This is a genomic window from Bacillus sp. 5mfcol3.1 (assembly GCF_900114335.1).
GTDB classification, from domain to species: Bacteria; Bacillota; Bacilli; order Bacillales; family Bacillaceae_G; genus Bacillus_A; species Bacillus_A thuringiensis_S.
In genome coordinates this window covers 781,609-805,273 of record NZ_FOST01000002.1, presented here as the reverse complement: position 1 = coordinate 805,273, position 23,665 = coordinate 781,609, and the positions used below count along the sequence as shown (strand labels likewise).

Below are 23,665 nucleotides of genomic sequence, written 5' to 3'. Positions count from 1 at the left end.
CTAAATTGTCTATGTACCTTAGCAACTGAAAACGTTTGCATTTAATAGTTTAATTGAAGCGCAAACAATATCTCAAGTCTATGAAAACGTTTGCGCTATTTGTCTATCATTATACATTCTTTTATTCATTTTGCAAATATTAATTTAAAAATTATGTCATTATACTCTTTATACATTGACTTTATATTAAATGAATACTACTCTTATAAGCAATATTAAAGCTATAAGAAAGGCAATCGTTTGCAATATAGGCTTTATTATTACACTTAAGGGAATACTATGTATAGAGATATTGAAGGGGGATTTTCTATATGTTTAAAGAAGCCATTTATCATAGGCCGAAAGATAATTATGCATACGCTTACGATGAACAAACAATTCACATCCGAATACGTACTAAGAGAGATGATGTTCAAAGCGCCGATCTTATTTACGGTGATCCTTACGAATGGAAAGATGGGAAATGGATATCAGCAAGTACACCAATGAAAAAAACGGGTTCTACTGCATTATTTGATTATTGGTCCATTGCAATCGAACCAAAATTTAAGCGCTTACGTTATGGGTTTGAATTAAAATCTGAAACAGACACTCTTATTTATACAGAGCGAGGATTCTTTTCTAACATTCCAAATGATGATGTTGGTAACTTTTTTTGTTTTCCATTTATTCATGCAGATGATGTATTCAAAGCACCATCTTGGATTAAAGACACCATTTGGTATCAGATTTTCCCTGAACGATTCGCTAATGGCGATAGTACGCTGAATCCAGAAAACACCCTTCCTTGGGGAAGTGCGAATCCTACTCCAACTAATTTTTTCGGTGGGGATTTTGCTGGTGTTATTCAAAACCTTGATTACCTTGTTAAGCTTGGCATTTCCGGAATATATTTCACACCTATTTTCAAAGCTCATTCAAACCATAAATATGACACAATTGACTATATGGAAATTGATCCACAATTTGGGACGAAAGAAACTTTTAAAGAGCTCGTTGAAGAATGTCATAAGCACGGTATAAAAGTCATGCTCGATGCTGTGTTTAATCATAGTGGATACTTTTTCGAGAAATTTCAAGACGTACTAGAGAATGGTGAGAAGTCCGCATATAAAGAGTGGTTCCACATTCATGATTTCCCGATTATAACCGAACCACTTCCAAATTATGATACTTTCGCCTTTACACCGTATATGCCTAAATTAAATACAGCTCATCCAGATGTAAAAGAGTACTTACTTGAAGTAGGACGTTATTGGGTACGAGAATTCAATATAGATGGCTGGCGCCTTGATGTCGCAAATGAAGTCGATCACAACTTTTGGAGAGAATTCCGAACTGAAATAAAAACATTAAATCCTGAAGTATATATTTTGGGAGAAATTTGGCACGATGCCCTTCCGTGGCTACAAGGTGATCAATTTGATGCTGTCATGAGCTATCCTGTTACAAACGCTCTACTTTCTTACTTTGCTAACGATTCCATTAAAGCAAGTGAATTCATGAAGCAAATTACAGAATCTCTACATTCCTACTCTATGAATGTAAATGAAGCAGCCTTTCATTTATTAGATAGCCATGATACTCCAAGAATTTTAACAACATGCAATGGAGATAAAAATAAGTTGAAATTGCTCTATGTATTCCATCTTTCTTTCATCGGCTCTCCATGTATTTATTACGGAGATGAAATCGGCATGGATGGTGGTATGGACCCCAATTGCCGTAAATGTATGATTTGGGATACTAAAGAACAAGATCATGCATTATTTACACATATACAAACATTGATTTCATTACGAAAACAACATGCAGCTTTTGGAGGACATGGTACTTTTCAATTCATCGAAGCAAATGATGAACATAATTATATTTCTTATACGAAAACATATGAGGATGAAACTATCTTTTTTGTTTTAAACCCTACTAATAGTGAAGTTACAGTTTCACTCCCTCTTCATGTTACTGGTAAGAAAATAATTAACATTTATACAAATGAAGAATTTTCAGCAGAAGCAAGTGTATTACAAGTTACACTTCCTCCATATGGATTCTCCATATTAAAATGGTAATCAAAAAAGCCTTATGCCAAGGTGGCATAAGGCTTTTTCTTATTTCAATTTGAATACCATCGCTTCATACGGACGTAATGTAATGTTATCTATCGATCCGATTTCTACATCGTAATTGTGTATGAATAATTCTGATTCACTATAACTAATATCCTCAGGCATTTCAAATACACTTTCATCCGCAGTAAAGTTTGCAATAACAAGTAGTTTTTCGTCTCCATATGTTCTTACATAAGCAAAAATAGAAGGATTATTCTCTAATATTAAATCATATGATCCATATACAACTATTTCATTATTTTTGCGTAGCTCAATTAATTTCTTATAGTAATAAAAAATTGAACCTTCATCTTGGATTGCTTGTTTCACATTAATCTCTTTATAGTTAGGATTTACAGTAATCCAAGGCTCACCCGTTGTAAATCCAGCGTGATTCTGATCATCCCACTGCATTGGAGTTCTAGCATTATCACGACCCTTTATATAAATAGATTCCATTACTTTTTCTATATTTTCACCATGGTCTATCACTTTTTCTTTATACATATTTAACGTTTCAATATCTCTATATTCATCAATTGATTGGAATCGAACGTTCGTCATTCCGATTTCTTCACCTTGATAAATATATGGCGTCCCCTTCATCATATGAAGAACTGTCGCTAACATTTTTGCAGATTCAATGCGATACATTCCATCGTTACCAAAACGAGATACAACGCGAGGCTGATCATGGTTATTCCAATAAAGGCTATTCCATCCGGTATGCTCTAATGCTTTTTGCCACTTTGTTAAATTCTCTTTTAAAGTAAGAAGTGAGCATGGTTTTACATCCCACTTTCCACCTTCTCCTGAATCTAAATCCATATGTTCAAATTGGAATACCATTTGCAACTCTTTTCGTTCTTCTCCAGTATACAATTTGGCTTCTTCTGTCGTTACACCTGGCATTTCACCAACCGTCATAATATCATAATTCGATAATACTTCCTCATTCATTTCATGCAAATATTTATGAATGTTTGGACCGTTCATAAAATGTTTATGACCTGAAACATAACCATCTTCATCTGTTTCAACTGTTGGTAACCCTTCTTCTTTAGAAATAAAATTGATAACATCCATGCGGAATCCATCAATTCCTTTTTCTAACCAAAACTTCATCATCTCATAAACATCTTGTCTTACCTTTTCATTATCCCAGTTTAAATCCGGTTGTTTTTTAGAAAACAGATGTAAATAATATTCATCCGTCATTTCATCATACTTCCATGCAGATCCACTAAAAGCAGCTCCCCAGTTGTTTGGTTCTTTCCCTTCTTTTCCAGGACGCCATATATAGTAATCTCTATATTTATTATCTTTTGATTTACGTGATTCAATAAACCAATTATGTTCATCAGATGTATGATTAACAACTAAATCCATCATCAATTTCATATTACGTTCATGCATTTCATGTAATAGTTCATCCCAATCTTCCATTGTTCCGAACTCGTTCATAATTTTACAATAATCACTTATATCGTAACCATTATCATCATTTGGAGATTCATAGACTGGTGATAACCAAATCACATCAATCCCTAACTCTTTTAAGTAATCTAGCTTTGAAATAATCCCTTGAAGATCTCCTATACCATCACCATTACTATCCATAAAGCTACGAGGATAAATTTGATATACTACGCTTTCTTTCCACCATTGTTTTTCCATTATGCTACCCCATTTCATTCATCATTCATTTTTCTCTTTTTTAAGGCGCAAACGTTTTCATTAATGAATGATAACAGATTCTATCTCAATTTAAAATAGCGCTTACAATTTTTATTGTTCTTTTTCTAAGAAAACATGCGAAAATCACTAATAATTCTCCAATATATGAAAACGTTTTATTTTTTTATTTATTTTTTGAATCTATTCGTTTATAATGAACTCAAAGAAAACGTTTGCATAATTATTTCTAGGGGGAAATACCATGGCAGAACTTAAATTAGAAAACATTTATAAGATATATGATAATAACGTAACAGCTGTAACTGATTTTAATTTACACATTCAAGATAAAGAATTTATCGTATTTGTCGGTCCTTCTGGATGCGGAAAATCTACAACATTACGAATGGTAGCTGGACTCGAAGATATTTCAAAAGGCGAGTTTTCAATTGATGGTAAACTAATGAATGATGTTCCTCCAAAAGATCGAGATATCGCAATGGTATTCCAAAACTACGCTCTTTATCCACATATGAGTGTATATGATAATATGGCATTTGGATTAAAACTTCGAAAAATACCAAAAGATGAAATCGATCGTCGTGTAAAAGATGCAGCAAAAATTTTAGGACTTGAACAATATTTAGATAGAAAACCGAAAGCATTATCAGGTGGACAGCGCCAACGTGTTGCGTTAGGTAGAGCAATCGTTCGAGATGCAAAAGTTTTCTTAATGGACGAGCCATTATCAAACTTAGATGCTAAACTCCGTGTTGCAATGCGCTCAGAAATTTCTAAGCTACATCATCGCCTTGGAACAACAACAATTTATGTAACACATGACCAAACAGAAGCAATGACTATGGCTTCGCGTCTTGTCGTTATGAAGGATGGAAAGATTCAACAAATTGGAACACCAAAAGAAGTATATGAAACACCAGAAAACATTTTCGTGGGTGGATTTATCGGGTCACCAGCGATGAACTTCTTCCGTGGTAAATTGACTGAAACCGATTTCGTTATAGACAATACTATAAAAATCAAAGTATCTGAAGGAAAAATGAAGATGCTACGTGAACAAGGCTATGTAAATAAAGAAATTGTTTTAGGTATTCGCCCGGAGGACATTCATGATGAACTACTATTTTTAGAAGCTTCACAATCTACTACTTTCACAACAAAAATTGAAGTTGCTGAATTGTTAGGTGCTGAATCTATTTTATATATGAAACTTGGAAATCAAGATTTTGCAGCACGTGTTGATGCAAGACATATATTCTCACCTGGAGACCAAATTAAATTGGCATTTGATTTAAATAAAGCGCATTTCTTTGACAGCCAAACAGAACAACGTATTCGCTAAAAAAATTTCCTTCTATATAACATACAAAAAAACCGTCCACATATATTGAGGGCGGTTTTCATTATTATACTAGGGCTTCTACTGTATGAAATGATTGTCCTTTCGTGCCAATAATACCGAAAATCGGTAAATCACTAAGCACCACTTCTTCTTGCTGTTTCATAAAAGATGACGTTAATTGTTTTATCTCTATCCAAACGTCATTAATACAAAGTACATTGGAATCGTTCTCTTGTTGACGAGAAAAAATAGAATCTATTTTATATAAACCAGCATTTTGAAAAAGCATGTCAATGCGACTGAATGCATTCAAAGTAATGCTAATAACGCGTTGCCAATCTCCTTGCTTTTCCATATCATAGAATACAAAAAGGGCTTCTCCGCCTAGATTCGTAATTTCCTCCACTGTTGCTTGTCCACTTTCTTGATCAATGTCCGTCACAATTACTTTTGCGCCTTGTTTAGCCAACAAAAGAGCTGTATTACGTCCAATACCGATGCCACCGCCAGTTACGATAGCAACTTTTCCTGCAAGCTTCATTTTCATTACCCCTTCTATAAGTCTTACCGTCATTCAGTATACTCCTTTATGAGATTATTCTGCAAGCAAGAAAAATTGCTATTCAATTTGTAAACGTTTACTTTTTATCCTTCTTTTTTCTTACTCTTACGCTGATCAAGAACTAGACCGATAAAAATGAGAATGCCCCAAAAAATTATGCTACCTCCTGTCATCTCAACTTCCCCCTTATTATATAAAGTAAAACTTTAATCAGCCCCAAATGGTGAGATAAAGATATTATTTTTAATTATTATACCATTATCTTAATTTTCAATCTATTATAAATAGAAATGACACATTTTAGCTTTTCCTTACTGTAAATATTCACAATATACTTATAAAATAAAAAAAGACCCTTTTATATATAAAAGGGTCTTTTTTTATTTTATTTTATTATACAAGACTTATTATTTTCGTCTTTGTAATTAAGTCCTGAAAACCGCAATTGTCTTTGCGGAACAACATCATATATACGTTACATATTAATGGAATTCCTAATAGCAATACGTTCGGTAATAACACTACAAAAAATCTTATAATTAATGTTTGCAACGTTAGCTTTTCACTCTTCAATGAAATTAATTTTATTCTCGTTACCTTTTTGCCAAGTGTAACACCGTTCCAAATAAAGGGTAATACAATAAAATATATCGCCATTAATATGAAAACTACTGCGAAATCATATCTAAAATCACCTAAGCTTATATTAAAGCGCTTAAACATAGCACTATAGTTTCCGGTCATAATAGCTACTACTGCACCATACATAACCGAGATTAAAAACATGTCAATTAGGGAAGCACCTATGCGATTCATTACAAGCGCTGGACGATGCATCTTTAACTTCATTTTATGTCGACTCCTTCATATCCTTCTTTACCCGTCTCATCGTACCACTTCTAAAAAACATTGTAAACTAGCGTTTCTCTTACTTTTCTTGTACAATTTGTTACAATAGCATTATAAAGGAGGTTCCCATATTGAAAAAATGGATAATCCTATTCGTCGCCTTCCTATTAACTGGTTGTGCAGGAAACACAAGTCACTTAACTTATACGGTTAACGATGAATACGAACTCATACGTACTTCTGGAAATGCATTTGAACTTTTCCCCTCGCAAGATGCTGTATATGCCACACAATACATCCCTGCAAAAATTACAGACATTGCTTGGGATGATAAATACATTATTGCAAAACAAACTGAGGAAAAATCAGATCCAAATAACCCTGACGCAGCAATTGCAAATAAAAAAAGTGAACATTATTGGATTATTGACGTAAAGCACAATAAACGTTTCGGTCCCTACAATGAAAAGCAATTTAACGAACAAAAAGATGCGTTTAAAATTAAGGTACCTTTTCAAAATGTAGATTCATACATAAAAGAAATAAAAAAACAGTCAGCATAATATTTGAGTGCTGACTGTTTTTCTTACATTATTTTAAAAACACCTTACTCCGAAAGTGAGATATTAAACGTTTGTGACTCTTTTACAACATCTTGTGTTTCTGAATCTCCTGCAAGTAAATCATCAGTTGTAAACTGAATATCCTTTACTTTGTCTTTTCCATCGTCAAGTATCAAACCAATAATACCATCTCTTGTTTCACCAGGCTTATAGTCTTCTCTTGACACATTTTTTGTACCAACTAACGTATCTTCATCATATAAAAAGTTTTGAGTCGCTACTTTAAAATGTTGCTTACCATTAATCATAACATCATTCATAGAGAAAAATTGCATATTTTTATTCCCGCTATTCTCCACTTTATATGTAATCTCAACGTAACGAATTGTATTACTAATCTCTGTTCCACTTAGCGATGCATATAATTCTGCATCTTCTTGGCTTACTTTATCCCCTAATCTACGTTTTACTTCTTCAGGAGTTAGTGCCGTGTATACTTTCAATGTATTTTTTGCTTTTTCACTCATCTGTGATAAAGAGATTACTTTCACATCTTGTACGTGAATTTTCATTGGCGCTACTTCAAATGTTTGATTCACAGAGTGCATCTGCTCTAACTTGAAAGTACCCCATCCTGTTTCTTTCACTTTTTGTCCTACTTTTTTCAGCTCACGCCCACCATATTCTTTCGTTTCAGGAATAGATTCTTTTTTCTTCGGTTCAGCTTTCTTTTCTTCTTGATGGAAGCAACCACTTAACATAAGAAGAAAACTACATAAAACAAAAATACTTTTCCATGCTTTCATCATTTCATTTCTCCTAACACTATCATTCATGAATATAAAATTAGTCCCTTGCCTTGTAAACTATAGAAACAATGAAAAGTCCACAAAATGAACTTGTCAGTCCAGATACTATTATACCTCCAATTTGGAAAATATGAAAATAGGGATCTAGGAACGCATGCACGATAAATATAATAGTTGCCACAACAATTACTGAAATCCAATACTTTCTTTTTTCCGAAACTAAAATAAGGTCTTTACCCATTTCATTTCTATATTTCCATAAAACGTATACTAATAATAGAAAACCAATACATGTACTTCCATGTTGCATATATTTATAAACAGGGATACCGTACCATTCTCTTTGCAATAATGGTATTTTCATAACAAAATAGCCTGTCTTATGAGTGAATGCATCCCAAACAACATGCGTTAACATACCGAATAATGCTGAATAACAAAATATAAAAAGATCCTTCCATGTATGAATCCTCCACCCCTTATCTACTACATATGTATAATACCCAGCAAATGGTTTAGGTAAATGTGTTATAAAAGGCTTTTTTAAAATGTAATGATATATACATGCTAATAAGAAGACAAGTGGTAAATTTAAATATAAGAACCCAAGCCACGTATGCCCAATAACACCATACGGTCTAAAGTGTAAAAAATATTCAAAGTCAGGCGCCATACTACCTAATATAAGAGCCGTTACTGACATATATTTAGAATGCTTTTTCGCAAAAGGAAGAACTGCTGCTGGATGTGTAAATGTAAACGGCATACTTTAACTCCTTCTCACATTTTCAGTAGAATACCATATATCATAACGAGAGAATGGATCTTCATGCAATATTTATTTTCACATTGGAATATGATAGTTTAAATGGTTTAGTTAGCAGGGATGTAACCAAATTTAAAGTATATTTTATTGCAAAGACTTACCTGTAACTTTATTATTTTCACTTCAAGAAATAATGTCCTCCATAAATAACAGCGTACTTTTTATTTACTGAATTACCGAAATATCAAATGTCTTAAATACTTTCTTATCCCTAATCACCGAGTACGTTTATTTCTCTAAATCACTGTCCATAATAATAAACAACGACAATCCCTTTATCCCTAAGATATAGGCTCTTTTCCAAGAGTATCAAACTCGGTGATTAGGAGAGAGTGGTATACATGAATTTGTTCCGAGAATCAAAAATGTTTTAGAGGCTTATTATACAACGAGTGATATAGAAAAGAAAAATCGCCTCCTCAAATCGGTGCTTGAGAAAGTTATTTATTTACGTAAAAAAGAGTGGAAAAAATGAATTTGTAGTAGAATTATACACTAAAATATAAAACCAGTTAAATCAACGATTGCTTAAATAAAAAATTAAAAAGTAATAAAATAAGAATCTAGCTTACGTAAAATAAGTGTCCAAATGGAAGCTTCACCTGTCAGTTACTAGACGATTTGGCCCCTATCGAGGCTAGAATTTCACCAATAAGTAGTGTCCAACTTACCTGGGCACGCAAGAAAAAAAGCTCCTTATTGAAGGAACTTCTTTTACAGAAATGTATGTATCTTATTTAAGCAAGCTTTGATGACTTCCCATGGAGCTTACTCATTTACACGCTCCTATTTCTCAGTCTAGACTTTGAACTTAATTAGTTAGAATAATCCGTAATAAGTCAAGCCAGCAGGGAACTCAATCTTAACCGGATAACCTTTTTCCAACTGGTTATCCGGGGCATATAACTGTAATCATTAAATGGTTTGAGAGACCACACAACTGTTGTCCTGCTTCCTGATTAAAGTCTAGACTAAATCCTACCGATCTATAATCACTAATATTAAATCTTTAGAGTTTAGTAGCAATTTATTAATCAATAACTTGTTGGACATTTGTAGATACTTTATTATTCCGTTCTTTAGAGATCTTATTAAAGAATATCCCGGAAAAAATAATACTTGTCGAGCAGGCAATGAATAAAAATACCGATCCACCATACTCTAAAAGCAAACCACCAATCGAAGGACCAATGAAAAAACCAACTTGGCTCAACCCTCCTGCACCATAATAAACAGCTTTTTGTTCAGATGGTGCTATTCTTCCCATAATAACATCAAAGCACGGAAACAGAATAGCTTCTCCTACTGAGACTACAATCGTTGCAACAATTGTCATCACAAAAGCATTCCAGTCTAAAGCAAAAAGAAAAAAACCTGAAGTAAGGAGAAAAAATCCACAAACAATAGACTTGTTTATATCTACATCTTTAAAAAGTCGCAACTGAATTAGTTGAAAGACTATCACTACAAGAGCATTAAGTGAAACTAAAACACCATAAGCTGGCCGATCTCCACCTGATCCTAATACCACCGCAGGCATAAGTCCTTCGTATGCACCATATGCTATTATAATAAACATCGAACTTAATATCCACAACTGTAAGTTTGTGTCTTTAAGAACTAAGAAAGTCTTAAGAACAGTGGAGTTCTTTTTAGGTTTTTCATTTCTAAAATCATTAAGTCGTAACCAAATAAATGTTGCAAATAAAAACATCAAAAATACCACTGTGCTAAGGATAAAGGTATTACCAAATAGTAGCCCGTATGCAGCCACCCCAATTAACGGCCCCAATACGTTCCCTACATTTTGCAAAAGATAACGTAATCGAAAATATCTTTCAACTTCATCCTCTTCAGCAAGTGCAATCATGGTAGCACGAACTGAATTATCTGAAAAGGCTTTACCTAATCCAAATAAAACTAGCGACAAGGAAAATTGAATTAGATTAACAGATATAGCCATAAAAAGAAAAGACATACTATTGAGAATAATACCCAACCGGAGAGTACGCAAATACCCCCAACGTTCAGCTATTATCCCACAAAAGAAACTCATACTAAATTGTGTAACTGGCCAAATACCCGAGATAAAACCAACTTGTACAACAGAGAGTTTAAAATAATCCATTGCATATATGGTTATTATTGGAATTGAAATGAATATTCCTAATGTACTAAGGCCACTACCACAAATCAAAACCCATATTTTCCTGTTTATTATTTTTTGTTTATGGTCCACAATCTGTTACCTTCCCCCTATAAAAGCATCTATTTAAACATACCTATATAACCGAATATTGGTTAATCAATACTTTTAGATCCTGATTAATTTGTTCAGTTGCTTCAGATACAAAAACAAAACTACCTAGGTTGTTAACATAAGAAAATGATCCTGTAAGTGGTTGTCCGATACCTGGAATTTCCGACCATGTCACTGACGGTAAGGAAGCTTGCGGTAAACATACTTCCTTTATTTTTTGTTCACTTTCTGAGTCATATACTTTTGGATAAACTAACCATCCATAATTTTTTGCATTTTTAAGATTTATTTCGGGAGTAATGTCTAGTTGACACTGTAAATGTGCTTCATCCAAGTTGATTCCAACAGCTGCCTCTATAGATGGAACAACAAGACTTCCCCCAGGCCGTATACCTATCTCTAAAAAAATTCTTTCTCCCTCATTTGTAAGAAAAGCCTCTAAATGAAAGGCACCATCAGGGATCTCCATAGCCTCATGAACTTGTTGAGTGAATGCTTTCCAACGGTCTTGTTCATCCTTATCATCTATTGAAATTGACCCCAGTGGTTCTCCTTTAAGAAAATTTAAACATATCCCTTCGTACTTAGATGCACTACAAAAGATAATCTCATTATTAAAAACAAGGCCATCAATGTGAAAAATTAAACCTTGGATATACTCTTCGAATTCAACTTCATCCATCGCAAATTCACGGAAGCTGTCTGTTTGATCGTCTATACTTATATTATGTTCTTTGAGATACTTATCTAACTCTTGTATTGAATGAAGAACACATATTCCTTTGCTACCAGCATACGAACGCGGTTTTACAACTACTGGAAATAAGTCAGGGTTGTTTAATAGCATTTCCATCTCATAGAGATACGGGGCTCTTACCTGATCTTTAAGTGATTTTTTCATTTCAACTTTATCACGAAACTTCGTTACATCTTTTGTACGTAGTCCTTTAACATTAAGATGTTCACGTATTACTGCTGCAAGATGTACTGCATATTCATCGGTCTGTAGTACACAATCGAAGGGCCCCCACTCTTTACTCTTTTCAATAGCTTCACTAATTTCATTCTCGTTACGCAAATCTTGAATGGGGAAAAAATTTTTAAAATAAGTTGAAACTTTTGGGACTTCTCCGAAAAACTCAGCTACAACCGAATATTCCGCTTCTGGTAGAATATTGTTCTTAATCATTTTTATTAACCGACTTTCAATATCTACATGAGTAGTTACAATTAATATTTTCTTCATAAGCCCTCCGCAAAAAATTATTATTTTGTTAAATTTCTTAAATAGTCCGCAATGGCATATGGAAATCCTATTCTATCGAGAGTAATATCCGGTTCAGGATTAACTTCTGCAATAAAAAGGGATCCACTATCAGAAACCAAGATATCGACTCCAGCAATATCCAAGCCTAGTTCACTTACCGCTTTAACAGCAAGGTTACAAATATCACTTGGTAAATTACTAGGCTCCCAAAAAATAATGTCTCCTCCAATTGTCCCATTACATAGGGGTGTTTCAAAGTCATCGTTATACGCAAATCTTTGATTACACTGAATAACTTGCGAATCCACTATATCAATTCTCCATATGAATCTGTTTGGATTATAAATAAACTCCTGAACTATGACCATACCATCTCTATCTAAGAGATTAATAACCTCATTTGGAATTTTCCCATTAGGAAATGGAAAAATATCTTCTGCACAAGCACCAAGAAACGACTTTGCAATATAAAATTCATGACCACTTTGTTTACAAAAGTCTTCAATTTGATTTTTTGTGTATGCGATTTTAGTTAATGGTATAGGTAAATTCGCTGTAGCTAGTTTTACCGCCATTAATGCTTTATTTCTGGCTATTGAGTATGCTTTTGGATTATTTACAATACGTGTATTTGACAACTGTTCCGCTATTCCTTGAAGAAGTGAAAGTTGTGTTGAATAAGAAGGAAAAATTTCACCCATACGATCTAAATAAACTGTGTCAAATTTCTCCAAATTATAAGATAAACTTCCTGCTTCTAAACCTAAGGTATTCCAGTGAACAAGATGTGGTTCGCACCCAAAATCCTCTAATCTCTCATAAATCTTATTCAACAAGGGATGAATTTCTTCATGAATAATAGCTATCTTCTTAGTCATTAAATTCCCTCACAATACTCCTCCTCTTAACTCCCAAGGAGGGGATTTCATCCAGAATTTCCACTGTTAGTTGCACAGTATTACCAAAAATCCCATGAAAACGTTCACTAAACTCTTTTATAGCTGATTCAGCGTCGTTATGCTTAGACCTAAGTTTAATCAGTAACCTTACGTCATGTAATGATTTTTGTACAAGACGAAATTCTTCAACTCCCGAATCCTCACAAACTAAAGTTGTATCGAAAATTTCAAGGATTCTCCCCGGATCTATTGAACCATTATCAGGGCTAACAATTTTCATATCCTGACGACCAATAATTCTTTCCAATCTTCTTAATCCATATTCCGGATCCCTATGTCTCCAAGTAGCATAGTCATTTTGAGCATAACGAATTCTTGGCATAGCAAAGTTCCATAAATCAGTCCCAATTACAGAAGCCATATCTTCTTCATCTCTATTAACTAGTTCAAGATATACTGTATCTTCAGCTACTAAATAAGAACCATCACGTTCCTCCCAAGCAATAATACCAAGTTCTTCGGAGGAGTATTCGTCTAATATCGGAACACCTAACTTCATAGACAGTTGTCTTCTAGTTTGTGCTGATGAAGTTTCACTATTAGTGGTGAATGCCATAATCCCAATATCTTTTGCATCCGGAAGGAGTTGTGCTACCTCTATAATATGACTAGCTACACCTGTAACAATTTTAGGCTTCAACTTACGAATATGTTCAACTAAATCTCCATAGGCAGCACCTAAACCAACCGTAAAAATAGGATATTTCCCCAGTATACTCGAAAGTAAAAATGGTTCATAATATATTGAGTATATCCAGTCACCAGGATTTAAAGTTTTTTGCATCATATTTTCAAACATTTGAAAACGATGAATAAACCAATGTTTTTGTCGATCAGTATCATTAATCAAGGATAACGGGATACCCGTAGATCCTGAAGTTCGTGATTTGTGATTCACTTTTACCCAAGGATGATTTACTGCATCTTGATAAACAATATGTAAATCACCCTTTTGAATAATAGGTAGTTTTTCAAAATCTTTAAGTGTCTTTAAATCTCCAGGCTCAAAACCAACATTTTTATAAATATGATTATAAAATGGAATTTGCTCATAAGCGAAATCTACCAACGCTTGTAGTCGACCTAAAGTCCATTCATCCAATATTTCACGAGGCAATTTATCAAGGTGATTATATCGGGCACGTTCATCATAAAATAGTTTAAGAATCTCCGTATGTCTCTCAAGGGTTTCACTTGGCCAAACTGGTTGAAAATTCACAAATGATTTCAACTTAGAAGGTGAACCAGCTTTTTTAAAAACGTCAATATAGGTGTGTTTCATTATTTTCACCTCTGATAGATTTTTACATGAAGTTTCCGACTACAGTATAACTTTAATCAGTAGAGGTTTCTTCACCCTCCACTGATTATTAGTTAAACCACGCAGGATTTTATCGGCAGTTTCTCCCCACCTAACTTCCTCACTTTTGCTAGATCCTGGGATGAGAGTATTATTTCCAGCTAATATCGGGATAAAAATTAGATAATTCTATATAACATTTACTGGTTTTTGTGCTAAATAGGATTCTATATTTTCTATAAGTTCATACATATTCTTTTCCCTTGCCTCATAGGAATACCAAGCACTTCCAGGTGTCAAAACAACATTATTTAATCCTATTATAGGGTTATCCTTATAATATGTTAAATCATCAAGACCTGCCCCTCTAATCCTATTCTGTTTTAACACAGAATACAAAGCCTGTTCATCTATTAAGTTACCTCTACACGTATTTATTAATACTGCATCTGGTTTCATTAAGCTCAATAATTTCTCAGTCAATATTATTTCTGTATCTGCATTTCTAGGAATATGAAGTGAGATAATATCACTTTTCTTCATTAATTCTGTTATATCTACTTGCTGAATACCTTTAACATTCCTCTTAGATTTATTAAGACCAATAACCTTCATTTGGAAAGCATTCGCTATTTCTGCAACTGTCTGTCCTATTTGCCCAATACCAATTAATCCAATGGTCTTATCTCTTATTTCAGAACATAGAAAAGGAGGATATATGTGACTTAATCCCTTTCTACAAGTTTCATCAGCTTGTAAAATCTTTCTGTTAACAGCAAATAATAAAGCAAATACATGTTCAGCCACAGCTTGTTTAGAATATTGGGGACAATTGGATACCATGATTTCATTATCCTTAAGAGAGTTAACGTCGATATAATCATAACTAGTTGTAATAGTAATAAGGTACTTTAATCTCGATATTTTCTCAATCATTTCTTTTGTGATAGATGTCCATTCAACAATTGCAATGTCAGTACTAGACAGTCTATTAATTGCTTCCTCTTCATTAGGGAAGTCATAAAACACTTCAAAATCCCCATATTCATTTATTTTATTAATAACCCAGCTCGGAAGATATGTAGGCTTGTCAATATAAGTAATTTTCATAACGATTAGACACCAACTGTTATCATAGATTTGGATCTGGTAGCTGTAAGAAACTCTGCAAGTACATCACATGATGCTTTAAACATTTCAGGGTTTCTCGCTAAAGCAATTCGAATATACCTTTCTCCTATCTCTGGATTATTCCAATAAAAATGATCACCTGGAAGAACCCCTAATCCGAAATTCCTCATCTCCTCTAATAAATCCAAACTATTTACATCATCATTAACTATTTGTAGCCACTCCACACTGATAATAGTGTCCGAGTTATATGGAACAAGAATAGAGTTTTCTAAGACTTTGCGAAGATACTTTCTATTTGTATTAATTATATCCCATAATGTAGATTGGAAACCCTCTTTGCTCATATCCTTCATATACTTAATTAATAAGTTTAAGATAAACGGAGATACATTTAAAAGGATGTCATTATGTAATTCAAGGATATCCTCGTATAAATCTTCGCTAGCCGCAAGAATACTACATTTTAAGTCTTGAGTAGGGAAGGTCTTTCCTGTATCTTCAACCACAAAGTAACTAACACCTAAATCTTCTAACATTTTATATTGATCCCAAAATGAATCTGGGTGATAAAATCTAAATGTACAATCAATTATTAATAATTTATTGTTCTTTTTACAATATTTGATTACGGTTTCAAGTTCTCCTTGCGTTAACATGAATCCTGTAGGATTATTAGGCAAAGTTAAGAATAAAGCATCTGTTGTTATATTATCTAATGTAGTTTCTAGATTAATTGATGAAAAAGCATCCTCTGAAACAGGAGATAATTCAACATTTCTTCTCTTAAGTATAGTTGCTAAATTGTCAAAGCAAGGTTGTAATAAACTGACAGTCATATTCTTTTTTTGTAAATATGTAGCTATTAAATCAGTTGATAGTGATGCCGAATAACATAACATGGTTCTAGGGTGATCTATAGCGGAGTGTTGACCAGCTAGTTTGTAAAATTCGTATTGAAATTCTTTCTCTAAAACTTTTTGTTTAGTAAGTTCTGATTCATAAAAGATAGTAGATAGTTCACTAATAATACTTTTTTGTGTCTCTGATTGTCCCTGATGGGCATGACCATCAGCCAAGTTATAATCTTGGTTTAACCCTATTTCTTCATAACGTGTCAAATTTGTAAATTTCGACATTTCCTCTTCACTCCGATTCTCATTTTTTAGAACACAGTTCACAATACTTACATTTTACTGTTTTGTCTGTTTTACAAACATGTGGTACGTTAAGATTCTCAATGACTTTTAACACATATTCTTTGCATACAAACAAAAAATCACCTAGTTCCCTGCATTCATTAATGTAGTTACTTTTTAATTAGGTGAAATAACTTCTAGAGGACTTCTATATTCGTGCAAATTTTACAGATAATCCCGTTTTTAACTACAAATCGATTATACTAAAAAAACAAATAAACGTCTAGTTTTTTTGTCGAAAATTCAGAATATAAAACTTATTCTGAATTAAAATTCTCATTAAAACCACCTTAAAACAAAGGTTTCGTGCTATTTTCAAAGAAAAATTAGAATATATTTTTTTCGGTTTTTTAGTTATATATATAGGTTCACTCATTAAAAGCAAAATATATATTCTCCAAAAATGAATGTTAAATTCCTCCTCAACAACATTAGACAGGATACTTTAATTTTCCTTTAACAAAAATTATTCTAAACAATTAAAAATATTCACCTTATGTTTTAATATTTAATACCTAAACCTCCCATCCTTAATGTCTTTATAAGCAGAAAAAAGGATAGATGATGAGCGATTATACTGATATAATACACATAAAATATTCAGAAAATAAGAAGGAATTCATGTGCCATTAACAATTGTATTTGCTGCTTTTTTAGAATTAAAATCCGTTATGAATTGAGGTTTATATATTGATTGACGTACCCTTTTTACAAAATGTCACATTAAAAAAAGAAAATATCCCTAGTTTTTCCGCATATCCTTACTGCTTACCCGCTATCCGAACATTACAATCACTAGCTTTCCATCCAAATGTAACATTCATTATTGGAGAAAACGGAACGGGTAAATCAACATTACTTGAAGGAATTGCAATTGCGTTAGGTTTTAATGCAGAAGGTGGAACGAAAAATTTCCGCTTTAGCACAAACGATTCACATTCATCTTTACATGAATACCTTCGAATTTCAAAAAGTTTCAATACACCAAACGACGGTTTCTTTCTTCGCGCTGAATCTTTTTATAACGTTGCTTCTTATATTGATGAAATGGATGCTGATCCAGAAGCACGCGGAAATCCAGTTATTGATTCATATGGTGGTGTCTCACTTCACAAACAATCACACGGTGAATCATTCTTTTCCTTATTTATGAATCGTTTTTCAGGACAAGGTTTATACATTTTAGATGAGCCTGAGGCCGCTCTATCACCAATGAGACAACTTTCCATGCTCATTCGAATGCATGAACTAGCGGAACAAGGTTCACAATTTGTTATTGCGACGCATTCTCCTATTTTAATGGCTTACCCTGAATCTACTATATACTCTTTAACACAAGAGGGGATTCACGAATCCACATTAGAAGAAACCGAGCATTACCAAACAACGAAACTTTTCTTTGAAAATCGTGATCGATTATTTCATCATCTATTTGAGTCATAAAAAAAGAAGCAGCAATAGCTGCTTCTTTTTTATAGTGCTTCTATAAATAAGGCAACCCCGATACCGCCACCGACGCATAAAGAGGCAATTCCTTTTTCTAACCCACGTCTTTTTAATTCGTGAATTAAACTTACCGTAATACGAGCCCCTGTACAACCAATTGGATGCCCAAGTCCTACGCCACTACCGTTTACGTTCACTTTTTCACGGTCTAAACCTAACTCTTTCTCTACAGCTAAATATTGAGCCGCGAAAGCTTCATTAATTTCAAGTAAATCTGCATCTTCTAATGACCAATCCACTTTTTCTAAACCTTTACGAATTGCTGGTGCTGGTCCAATACCCATAATTTTCGGGTCTACTCCAGCTACTGAATATCCAACAATTCTAGCTAACGGTTGTAAGCCTTTTTCTTTCGCTTTTTCTTCGCTCATTAATACTAGAACTGCACTTCCGTCATTCAAGCCAGATGCATTACCTGCAGTTACAGACCCATCTTTACGGAATGCTGGTTTTAACCCTGCTAATTTTTCCGCTGTAATATCTGCACGTGGATGCTCATCCTTCGAAAATACTACTTCTTTTCTACGTTCTTTTATTGTAATAGGAACAATTTGATCGTCAAAGTGTCCAGACTCGATTGCCTTCAGTGCCAATGTATGACTGCGAAGAGCAACTTCATCTTGTTCCTCTCTTGTAATTTCATATTGTTCAACTAAATTTTCCGCTGTTTCACCCATCATAATATGGTGAATCGGATCTTCTAACACTTCCCACACCGTATCACGAATTTCTCCGTGCTGTAGACGTTGTCCCCAGCGGTGCTGTTTCAATGCATAAGGGCTCGAACTCATCGCTTCTACTCCACCTGCAACAACAACATCACTTACACCTAATTGGATTTGCATTGCAGCTGACATAATTGCTTGCATACCTGAAGAACATTGACGTTGGATTGTATATCCCGTAACTGTGTCAGGAAATCCTGCCGCTAATGCAGCTGTTCTCGCTGTATTTGCTTCATCAGTTCTTTGAATACAATGACCTAAAATTACTTCATCAACTTCATGTGGTTCTACCCCGCCTCGTTTTACAGCTTCCTGAAGTACAGGAACAGCTAATTCTACTGGCGTTACATTTTTTAGCGCTCCTCCAAAAGTTCCAATTGGCGAACGAACTGCAGCTGTAATAACAACATTATGCATTTTGTACTTGCCCCTCTCTTATGTACCCTAGTAAGTTTTTAGGTGAAATTCCATAAGATGTATATCTATAACTATCATACTATAAACATACTAAAAAATCAAAATATTTAATATAATAAAAATAGAAGGAATTAACCTTCTATTCTGTCAGTGCATATAAAAACTTTTGCAAAATTTTCTCTGTCGTTTCATTCAATTTTGGCAACTTATCTACTGGAAAATATTGAAGTTTCAACCCTTCATGATCGAGCTTTAATTCCCCGCTCACATGATGTGCCTGATACAGATGAATGACATTGAAAATTTCATCGCCATTCGGATAACGGAAATATACTTCTTTTCCTGATAGAACACCAAGAAATTGCATTATTTTTGCAGTTAACCCCGTTTCCTCAAATAACTCTCTACGTGCCGTTTCTTCTGTCGTTTCACCCAGTTCCATCGCCCCGCCAGGTACACCCCAGTCATATGTATCTGAACGATATTGAAGCAATACTTCTTGTTTATCATTTAATATAATGATTGCTGATCCTACGAGAATAAGCGGTCTTGTACCAACGACTTTTCGTAACTCTTCAATATACCCCATATGTAAATTCCCCTTTCCCTAACCTCCCTTATCATAACAAAATTTCTCTCTTTTTGTTCATGTAATTTTAAAGAAAAAAAGGAAGCTTTCGCCTCCGTTTTTTCATCTTTATTTCTTAAAACTTTCATATTTTACAGCTTCAAAAGCTTCCTCAATTTCATCATTACGATAATGGACATATGTAAAACGACCCAATTCTACTAATCTTGCTATTTCCTGTAACGCTTTATGCTGCTCATATGTTTCTTTCAGCTTAATATGTACATAAAACTTCATTAAAGGATGTTCATATAAAGGTTCTCCCACCTCTACATATACATCTTCAACCCCTTGTACAACTCTTACATAACTCGCAAATTGATAAAGTGCTTCTCTGTCTGAAACGATTTTTAATGTATACATATATTCTCCCCCTTTCCTTTACTATATCAAAAAGACGACCATACCATGTTATAGAACTATGAAATTTTTTCGACTTGTCATCTATATATTCAATAAAGAAGGCGTTTATCCATACATGACATCTTTTCCCCACATATATTATAGGAAGAACTTTTTTCATTTGAGGTGTTCCTTATGGATCCATACGTCAATATATGTATTTGCATTACTCCCGGCGCCGATATTTCTGATGACCGCATCGCAAAAGATTTAGCTGTTGCAGAATCAATTTGGCACCCCATTACATTTCAAATTCAAGAAGTAATTGTATTAAATGAACTTTTCCGTTTTTTTGACCGTGAAATCAGTTATAAAAATTCCATTCAAAGTCAAGAAAAGTTGGCATCCTTTTTCCAAACATGTGTAAATGAAGCTCCTGAATGCGACCTTTATATTTGTTATATTGGCAGTGATTATTTCAAAGAAACAGCAGTAATTGCCTGCGCTTATTCTTTAGCAAAACAACAGCAACTTACTGGCTATATCGTTTTAACAAATTCGGCTGCCCCTATGAAAAATATATATACGCTCGCTCACGAAATCGGTCATATTTTATTTACAAGACGTATTCATGGAAAACTTACTCATGCAGATCCTCATTCTCCAACCGGTTCGGAGCACCACCCTTCTCCAACAAATCTTATGTATCCAATAGTCCCTCGTCCAGAAAACGTTCATATTCATTCCTTATTAACAGCAGAACAAAAAGCGCTCTCTTTACAAAGCTCTTTACTACAAAGAAAAAAACAGTAACCCTCATGTTACTGTTTAAAACAACTTGTTCCAATCAACAAACCAAATCCCGGCTGCTAGAAATAAAAATAGACAACTAAATGTAAATGTAATCCCTCTAAAAATCCCTATATAATATTTCTTTGGAAATAATTTTTGGTATATCCAGAGCAGCCGCTTTCCTATTAAACCGAAAAACAGAATATATCCTGATGTGTAATCTAATATATTAATAAAATAGTCAACATATATCCTTTTTATAAAAGAGTTATTGTTAGGTTAACCTTAGAAAACTACTACTCAATTTACCTATAAATAATACTGTCTCTCTTTTTATTCGTATACTTTCCTTTTTCTAATTTTATATGAATTTTCAAAAGCATATAAATAACAATGAAAAGAATTATTTGTTGTACATACATTCCAATAATACTTGATAAATCTATCATTACGAATACATATTCCAATGCAATTGGAACTAGTAAATACGCCAAAGTAAACCAACCACCAAATTTAATATTTACAATAGCTGCAAATAGAACTACTATTCCAACAAGAATGAAGCTTTCTGTCGCAGTAAATTTAATAAATGTTGTACCATAAAAATTATTTAATAATGCAATACTGAAAATTGATAAAAACCATATCGCACCACTTATATACATAATTAAAAATTCAGTTCTTTTACGCTTAAATGAGGCTGTTCTCATGCCCCATATTAATACACTAATTCCTACAAAAATCATAATTGGATATCCGATTAATTCAATTAAAGAATAAGACAAACGATGGTCGACTTCACTAAAAAATACACTCTTCATCATCGTGAATGCTAATAAATTTATAATGAAATAAAGCAATAATTTATAATTCCCTTTTTTATCAACTTCCATCTCTTTGGCAAGTTGATTTGCATACTCTTTTGGAGCATGACCGAATATATCATTTACACTCTTCCCTCTCTTTTCTCCTTCTATTAAATGAACTTCCGCATCTTCTATAAAGAAAAGAATATCAGCTTCTCTAATGCCCTTTGTTCGTAAATACCCTTGAGTATCATCTAAAAACTTTTGCCCTTCATTCGATAGCACTTTTATCACCCCCTTATTTAACCATTTCTCTTCTATTCGTCTTCATCATAATTTCAAAGAAAATTAAAATAAACAAACTTCCGTATAAACATATAATTTGAAATAACATTGGCATGAGATCTTCAGATGTAAATGTTTTAAACAGTAACATAATAGAAAGTGGAATGATTAAATATAAGTTTTTAAACCATCCTTCAAAATATATATTTATCGCTACTGTGATGATAAAAATCCCACCAGCTACTATATAACTTTGGACTTCGGTGAATGTGAGCATTTTTGTAGGATATATCACATCTAATATCGTAACAGCTCCTAATAAAAACAATGGAGCAATCATAACTAAAGACCACATGGAAAACCATGTTTTTGTAAAGCTTGTGACGAAGGTCATTTTGCGAAGTAGAAAATTAGGACCCATAACAACTAAAATCAATGAAAAACTGTAACCAATACACTGAATAAGTGAAATCTGTAACATTCCATTACTCACTATTAAGATAGAAGCAATAATCCAAAAAGATACGATATTCATTACTGTAAAACCAATTTGCTTCCACGTTTCCTGTCTATCTCTTTCCATCACTTTTACAAGTTCATTTGCATATTCTTTCGGTGAGCTTCCGAAAATATCTTCTACACTCTTCCCCTCACTCTCACCTTCTATTAAATGAAGTTCTGCGTCTTCTAAAAAGTTTTCAATATCATTTTCTTTCACACTCTTTGCCGTCAAAAATAATCTCATATCTAACAAAAACTTTCGTGCTTCACTTGATAACATTATTTTCTCCTTCCCTTCCCTTCAAGTAGACGTTCTACACTACTTTGCATCGCTTCCCAGCGATCCATAAATTCATCAAGTGCTTCCTCGCCTTTTTCTGTTAATGTGTAATATTTTCTCTTTGGACCAGATGGAGATTCCTTCATTACGCTTGTTATTAATCCTTCTTTTTGCATTCGTATTAATAACGGATAAATACTTCCCTCACTCGCCATTGTAAAACCATACTTTGCTAGCTTCTCACTCATTTCATAACCGTATATTTCGCCTTCAGAAATAATAGCAAGTAAGCATCCTTCTAAGATCCCTTTCAGCATTTGACTTGTCGACATAATTCAAATCCTCCTACTATCTTGTTTTACAAGATAGATAAGCGTAAGTATCTTGCTTTACAAAATAGTATAGCAAAGACTATTTTGCAAAACAAGATAGCTAACGATATTTTTTCCAAATGTTTGCAGGATTTTCATTATAACCTCTCTAAATAGAGCACTATGAAAACTTTAT

23 protein-coding genes and 2 pseudogenes are annotated in these 23,665 nt (G+C 33.5%); 6 read left to right on the top strand and 19 right to left on the bottom strand.

The annotated features are described in order from the left end of the window. The first annotated feature begins 311 nt into the window (after window positions 1-311). On the top strand, window positions 312-2,072 hold the full coding sequence (locus tag BM089_RS13655) for an alpha-glycosidase (protein ID WP_000471773.1): 1,761 nt from the start codon (window positions 312-314) through the stop codon (window positions 2,070-2,072). Between the two features lie 39 nt (window positions 2,073-2,111). Here BM089_RS13655 and malL read toward each other — a convergent pair whose 3' ends face one another. Beyond that, window positions 2,112-3,788 carry an oligo-1,6-glucosidase gene (gene malL / locus BM089_RS13650; RefSeq protein ID WP_000415172.1) on the bottom strand — a complete coding sequence of 559 codons (1,677 nt, stop codon included), beginning with the start codon at window positions 3,786-3,788 and terminating at the stop codon, window positions 2,112-2,114. 262 nt (window positions 3,789-4,050) lie between these two features. On the opposite strand from malL, the gene ugpC reads away from it, so the two are divergent. Beyond that, a complete protein-coding gene (gene ugpC, locus BM089_RS13645) occupies window positions 4,051-5,151 on the top strand; it encodes an ABC transporter ATP-binding protein (RefSeq protein ID WP_000818934.1) in 1,101 nt (366 codons plus the stop codon). A 64-nt stretch (window positions 5,152-5,215) separates the two neighbouring features. Here ugpC and BM089_RS13640 read toward each other — a convergent pair whose 3' ends face one another. The 3 genes from BM089_RS13640 to BM089_RS13630 all read right to left on the bottom strand — a co-directional run bounded on the left by BM089_RS13640 (window position 5,216) and on the right by BM089_RS13630 (window position 6,562). Continuing rightward, the gene (locus BM089_RS13640) at window positions 5,216-5,725 is read right to left on the bottom strand and encodes an SDR family NAD(P)-dependent oxidoreductase (protein WP_000218413.1); all 510 of its coding nucleotides are present in this window, start codon (window positions 5,723-5,725) and stop codon (window positions 5,216-5,218) included. Between the two features lie 71 nt (window positions 5,726-5,796). Continuing rightward, window positions 5,797-5,886 carry a hypothetical protein gene (locus BM089_RS13635; protein ID WP_000145638.1) on the bottom strand — a complete coding sequence of 30 codons (90 nt, stop codon included), beginning with the start codon at window positions 5,884-5,886 and terminating at the stop codon, window positions 5,797-5,799. Between the two features lie 220 nt (window positions 5,887-6,106). Beyond that, complete coding sequence (locus BM089_RS13630) at window positions 6,107-6,562, bottom strand: RDD family protein (RefSeq protein WP_000769080.1); 456 nt, start codon at window positions 6,560-6,562, stop codon at window positions 6,107-6,109. Window positions 6,563-6,693: 131 nt separating this feature from the next. On the opposite strand from BM089_RS13630, the gene BM089_RS13625 reads away from it, so the two are divergent. Next, window positions 6,694-7,125 carry a DUF3997 domain-containing protein gene (locus tag BM089_RS13625; RefSeq protein WP_000758789.1) on the top strand — a complete coding sequence of 144 codons (432 nt, stop codon included), beginning with the start codon at window positions 6,694-6,696 and terminating at the stop codon, window positions 7,123-7,125. A gap of 44 nt (window positions 7,126-7,169) precedes the next feature. Here BM089_RS13625 and BM089_RS13620 read toward each other — a convergent pair whose 3' ends face one another. Beyond that, window positions 7,170-7,934, bottom strand: a complete 765-nt coding sequence (locus tag BM089_RS13620) for a hypothetical protein (protein WP_000973900.1) — start codon at window positions 7,932-7,934, stop codon at window positions 7,170-7,172. Between the two features lie 37 nt (window positions 7,935-7,971). After that, window positions 7,972-8,700, bottom strand: coding sequence for a DUF4184 family protein (locus BM089_RS13615; protein WP_090977153.1), 729 nt, complete (start codon window positions 8,698-8,700; stop codon window positions 7,972-7,974). Window positions 8,701-9,097: 397 nt separating this feature from the next. On the opposite strand from BM089_RS13615, the pseudogene BM089_RS31900 reads away from it, so the two are divergent. Next, window positions 9,098-9,266: pseudogene (locus BM089_RS31900) on the top strand (recombinase family protein); the annotation flags it as partial. Window positions 9,267-9,790: 524 nt separating this feature from the next. On the opposite strand, the gene BM089_RS13610 reads toward BM089_RS31900, so the two are convergent. The 6 genes from BM089_RS13610 to BM089_RS13585 all read right to left on the bottom strand — a co-directional run bounded on the left by BM089_RS13610 (window position 9,791) and on the right by BM089_RS13585 (window position 16,816). Further along, window positions 9,791-10,999 carry an MFS transporter gene (locus BM089_RS13610; RefSeq protein ID WP_157812355.1) on the bottom strand — a complete coding sequence of 403 codons (1,209 nt, stop codon included), beginning with the start codon at window positions 10,997-10,999 and terminating at the stop codon, window positions 9,791-9,793. 43 nt (window positions 11,000-11,042) lie between these two features. Next, window positions 11,043-12,266, bottom strand: a complete 1,224-nt coding sequence (locus BM089_RS13605) for an ATP-grasp domain-containing protein (RefSeq protein WP_090977149.1) — start codon at window positions 12,264-12,266, stop codon at window positions 11,043-11,045. A gap of 20 nt (window positions 12,267-12,286) precedes the next feature. Then, window positions 12,287-13,165: an ATP-grasp domain-containing protein gene (locus BM089_RS13600; protein WP_097924716.1), complete on the bottom strand. Its 879-nt coding sequence runs from the start codon at window positions 13,163-13,165 to the stop codon at window positions 12,287-12,289. Continuing rightward, complete coding sequence (locus tag BM089_RS13595; protein WP_090977147.1) at window positions 13,158-14,528, bottom strand: phenylacetate--CoA ligase family protein; 1,371 nt, start codon at window positions 14,526-14,528, stop codon at window positions 13,158-13,160. Before BM089_RS13595 ends, BM089_RS13600 begins: the two co-directional genes overlap by 8 nt. Window positions 14,529-14,735: 207 nt before the next feature. After that, window positions 14,736-15,656, bottom strand: a complete 921-nt coding sequence (locus BM089_RS13590; RefSeq protein ID WP_090977145.1) for a 2-hydroxyacid dehydrogenase — start codon at window positions 15,654-15,656, stop codon at window positions 14,736-14,738. A 5-nt stretch (window positions 15,657-15,661) separates the two neighbouring features. Continuing rightward, window positions 15,662-16,816 carry an aminotransferase class I/II-fold pyridoxal phosphate-dependent enzyme gene (locus tag BM089_RS13585; RefSeq protein WP_090977143.1) on the bottom strand — a complete coding sequence of 385 codons (1,155 nt, stop codon included), beginning with the start codon at window positions 16,814-16,816 and terminating at the stop codon, window positions 15,662-15,664. A 750-nt stretch (window positions 16,817-17,566) separates the two neighbouring features. Here BM089_RS13585 and BM089_RS13580 point away from each other — a divergent pair. Next, entirely contained in the window at window positions 17,567-18,319 is a 753-nt protein-coding gene (locus BM089_RS13580) for an AAA family ATPase (protein ID WP_088114594.1), read from the top strand. A 29-nt stretch (window positions 18,320-18,348) separates the two neighbouring features. On the opposite strand, the gene BM089_RS13575 is transcribed toward BM089_RS13580, so the two are convergent. The 3 genes from BM089_RS13575 to BM089_RS13565 all read right to left on the bottom strand — a co-directional run bounded on the left by BM089_RS13575 (window position 18,349) and on the right by BM089_RS13565 (window position 20,515). Continuing rightward, window positions 18,349-19,524, bottom strand: coding sequence for an acetyl-CoA C-acetyltransferase (locus BM089_RS13575; RefSeq protein ID WP_000552075.1), 1,176 nt, complete (start codon window positions 19,522-19,524; stop codon window positions 18,349-18,351). Window positions 19,525-19,663: 139 nt separating this feature from the next. Then, window positions 19,664-20,113, bottom strand: a complete 450-nt coding sequence (locus BM089_RS13570; RefSeq protein WP_002005651.1) for an NUDIX hydrolase — start codon at window positions 20,111-20,113, stop codon at window positions 19,664-19,666. Window positions 20,114-20,221: 108 nt separating this feature from the next. Continuing rightward, window positions 20,222-20,515, bottom strand: a complete 294-nt coding sequence (locus tag BM089_RS13565; RefSeq protein ID WP_000288330.1) for a DUF3928 family protein — start codon at window positions 20,513-20,515, stop codon at window positions 20,222-20,224. A 174-nt stretch (window positions 20,516-20,689) separates the two neighbouring features. Here BM089_RS13565 and BM089_RS13560 point away from each other — a divergent pair, with 174 nt between their 5' ends. Then, window positions 20,690-21,307, top strand: a complete 618-nt coding sequence (locus BM089_RS13560; protein WP_000371605.1) for an ImmA/IrrE family metallo-endopeptidase — start codon at window positions 20,690-20,692, stop codon at window positions 21,305-21,307. A gap of 15 nt (window positions 21,308-21,322) precedes the next feature. Here BM089_RS13560 and BM089_RS31520 read toward each other — a convergent pair. The 4 genes and pseudogenes from BM089_RS31520 to BM089_RS13540 all read right to left on the bottom strand — a co-directional run bounded on the left by BM089_RS31520 (window position 21,323) and on the right by BM089_RS13540 (window position 23,490). Beyond that, window positions 21,323-21,623: pseudogene (locus BM089_RS31520) on the bottom strand (DNA-binding protein). Then, window positions 21,592-22,377, bottom strand: coding sequence for a DUF1129 domain-containing protein (locus tag BM089_RS13550; RefSeq protein ID WP_090977141.1), 786 nt, complete (start codon window positions 22,375-22,377; stop codon window positions 21,592-21,594). The pseudogene BM089_RS31520 and the gene BM089_RS13550 overlap by 32 nt, the downstream one beginning before the upstream one ends. A 13-nt stretch (window positions 22,378-22,390) precedes the next feature. Continuing rightward, complete coding sequence (locus tag BM089_RS13545) at window positions 22,391-23,158, bottom strand: DUF1129 domain-containing protein (RefSeq protein ID WP_071713529.1); 768 nt, start codon at window positions 23,156-23,158, stop codon at window positions 22,391-22,393. Further along, on the bottom strand, window positions 23,158-23,490 hold the full coding sequence (locus BM089_RS13540) for a PadR family transcriptional regulator (RefSeq protein ID WP_000107977.1): 333 nt from the start codon (window positions 23,488-23,490) through the stop codon (window positions 23,158-23,160). The genes BM089_RS13545 and BM089_RS13540 overlap by 1 nt, the downstream gene beginning before the upstream one ends. Between the last annotated feature and the right edge of the window lie 175 nt (window positions 23,491-23,665).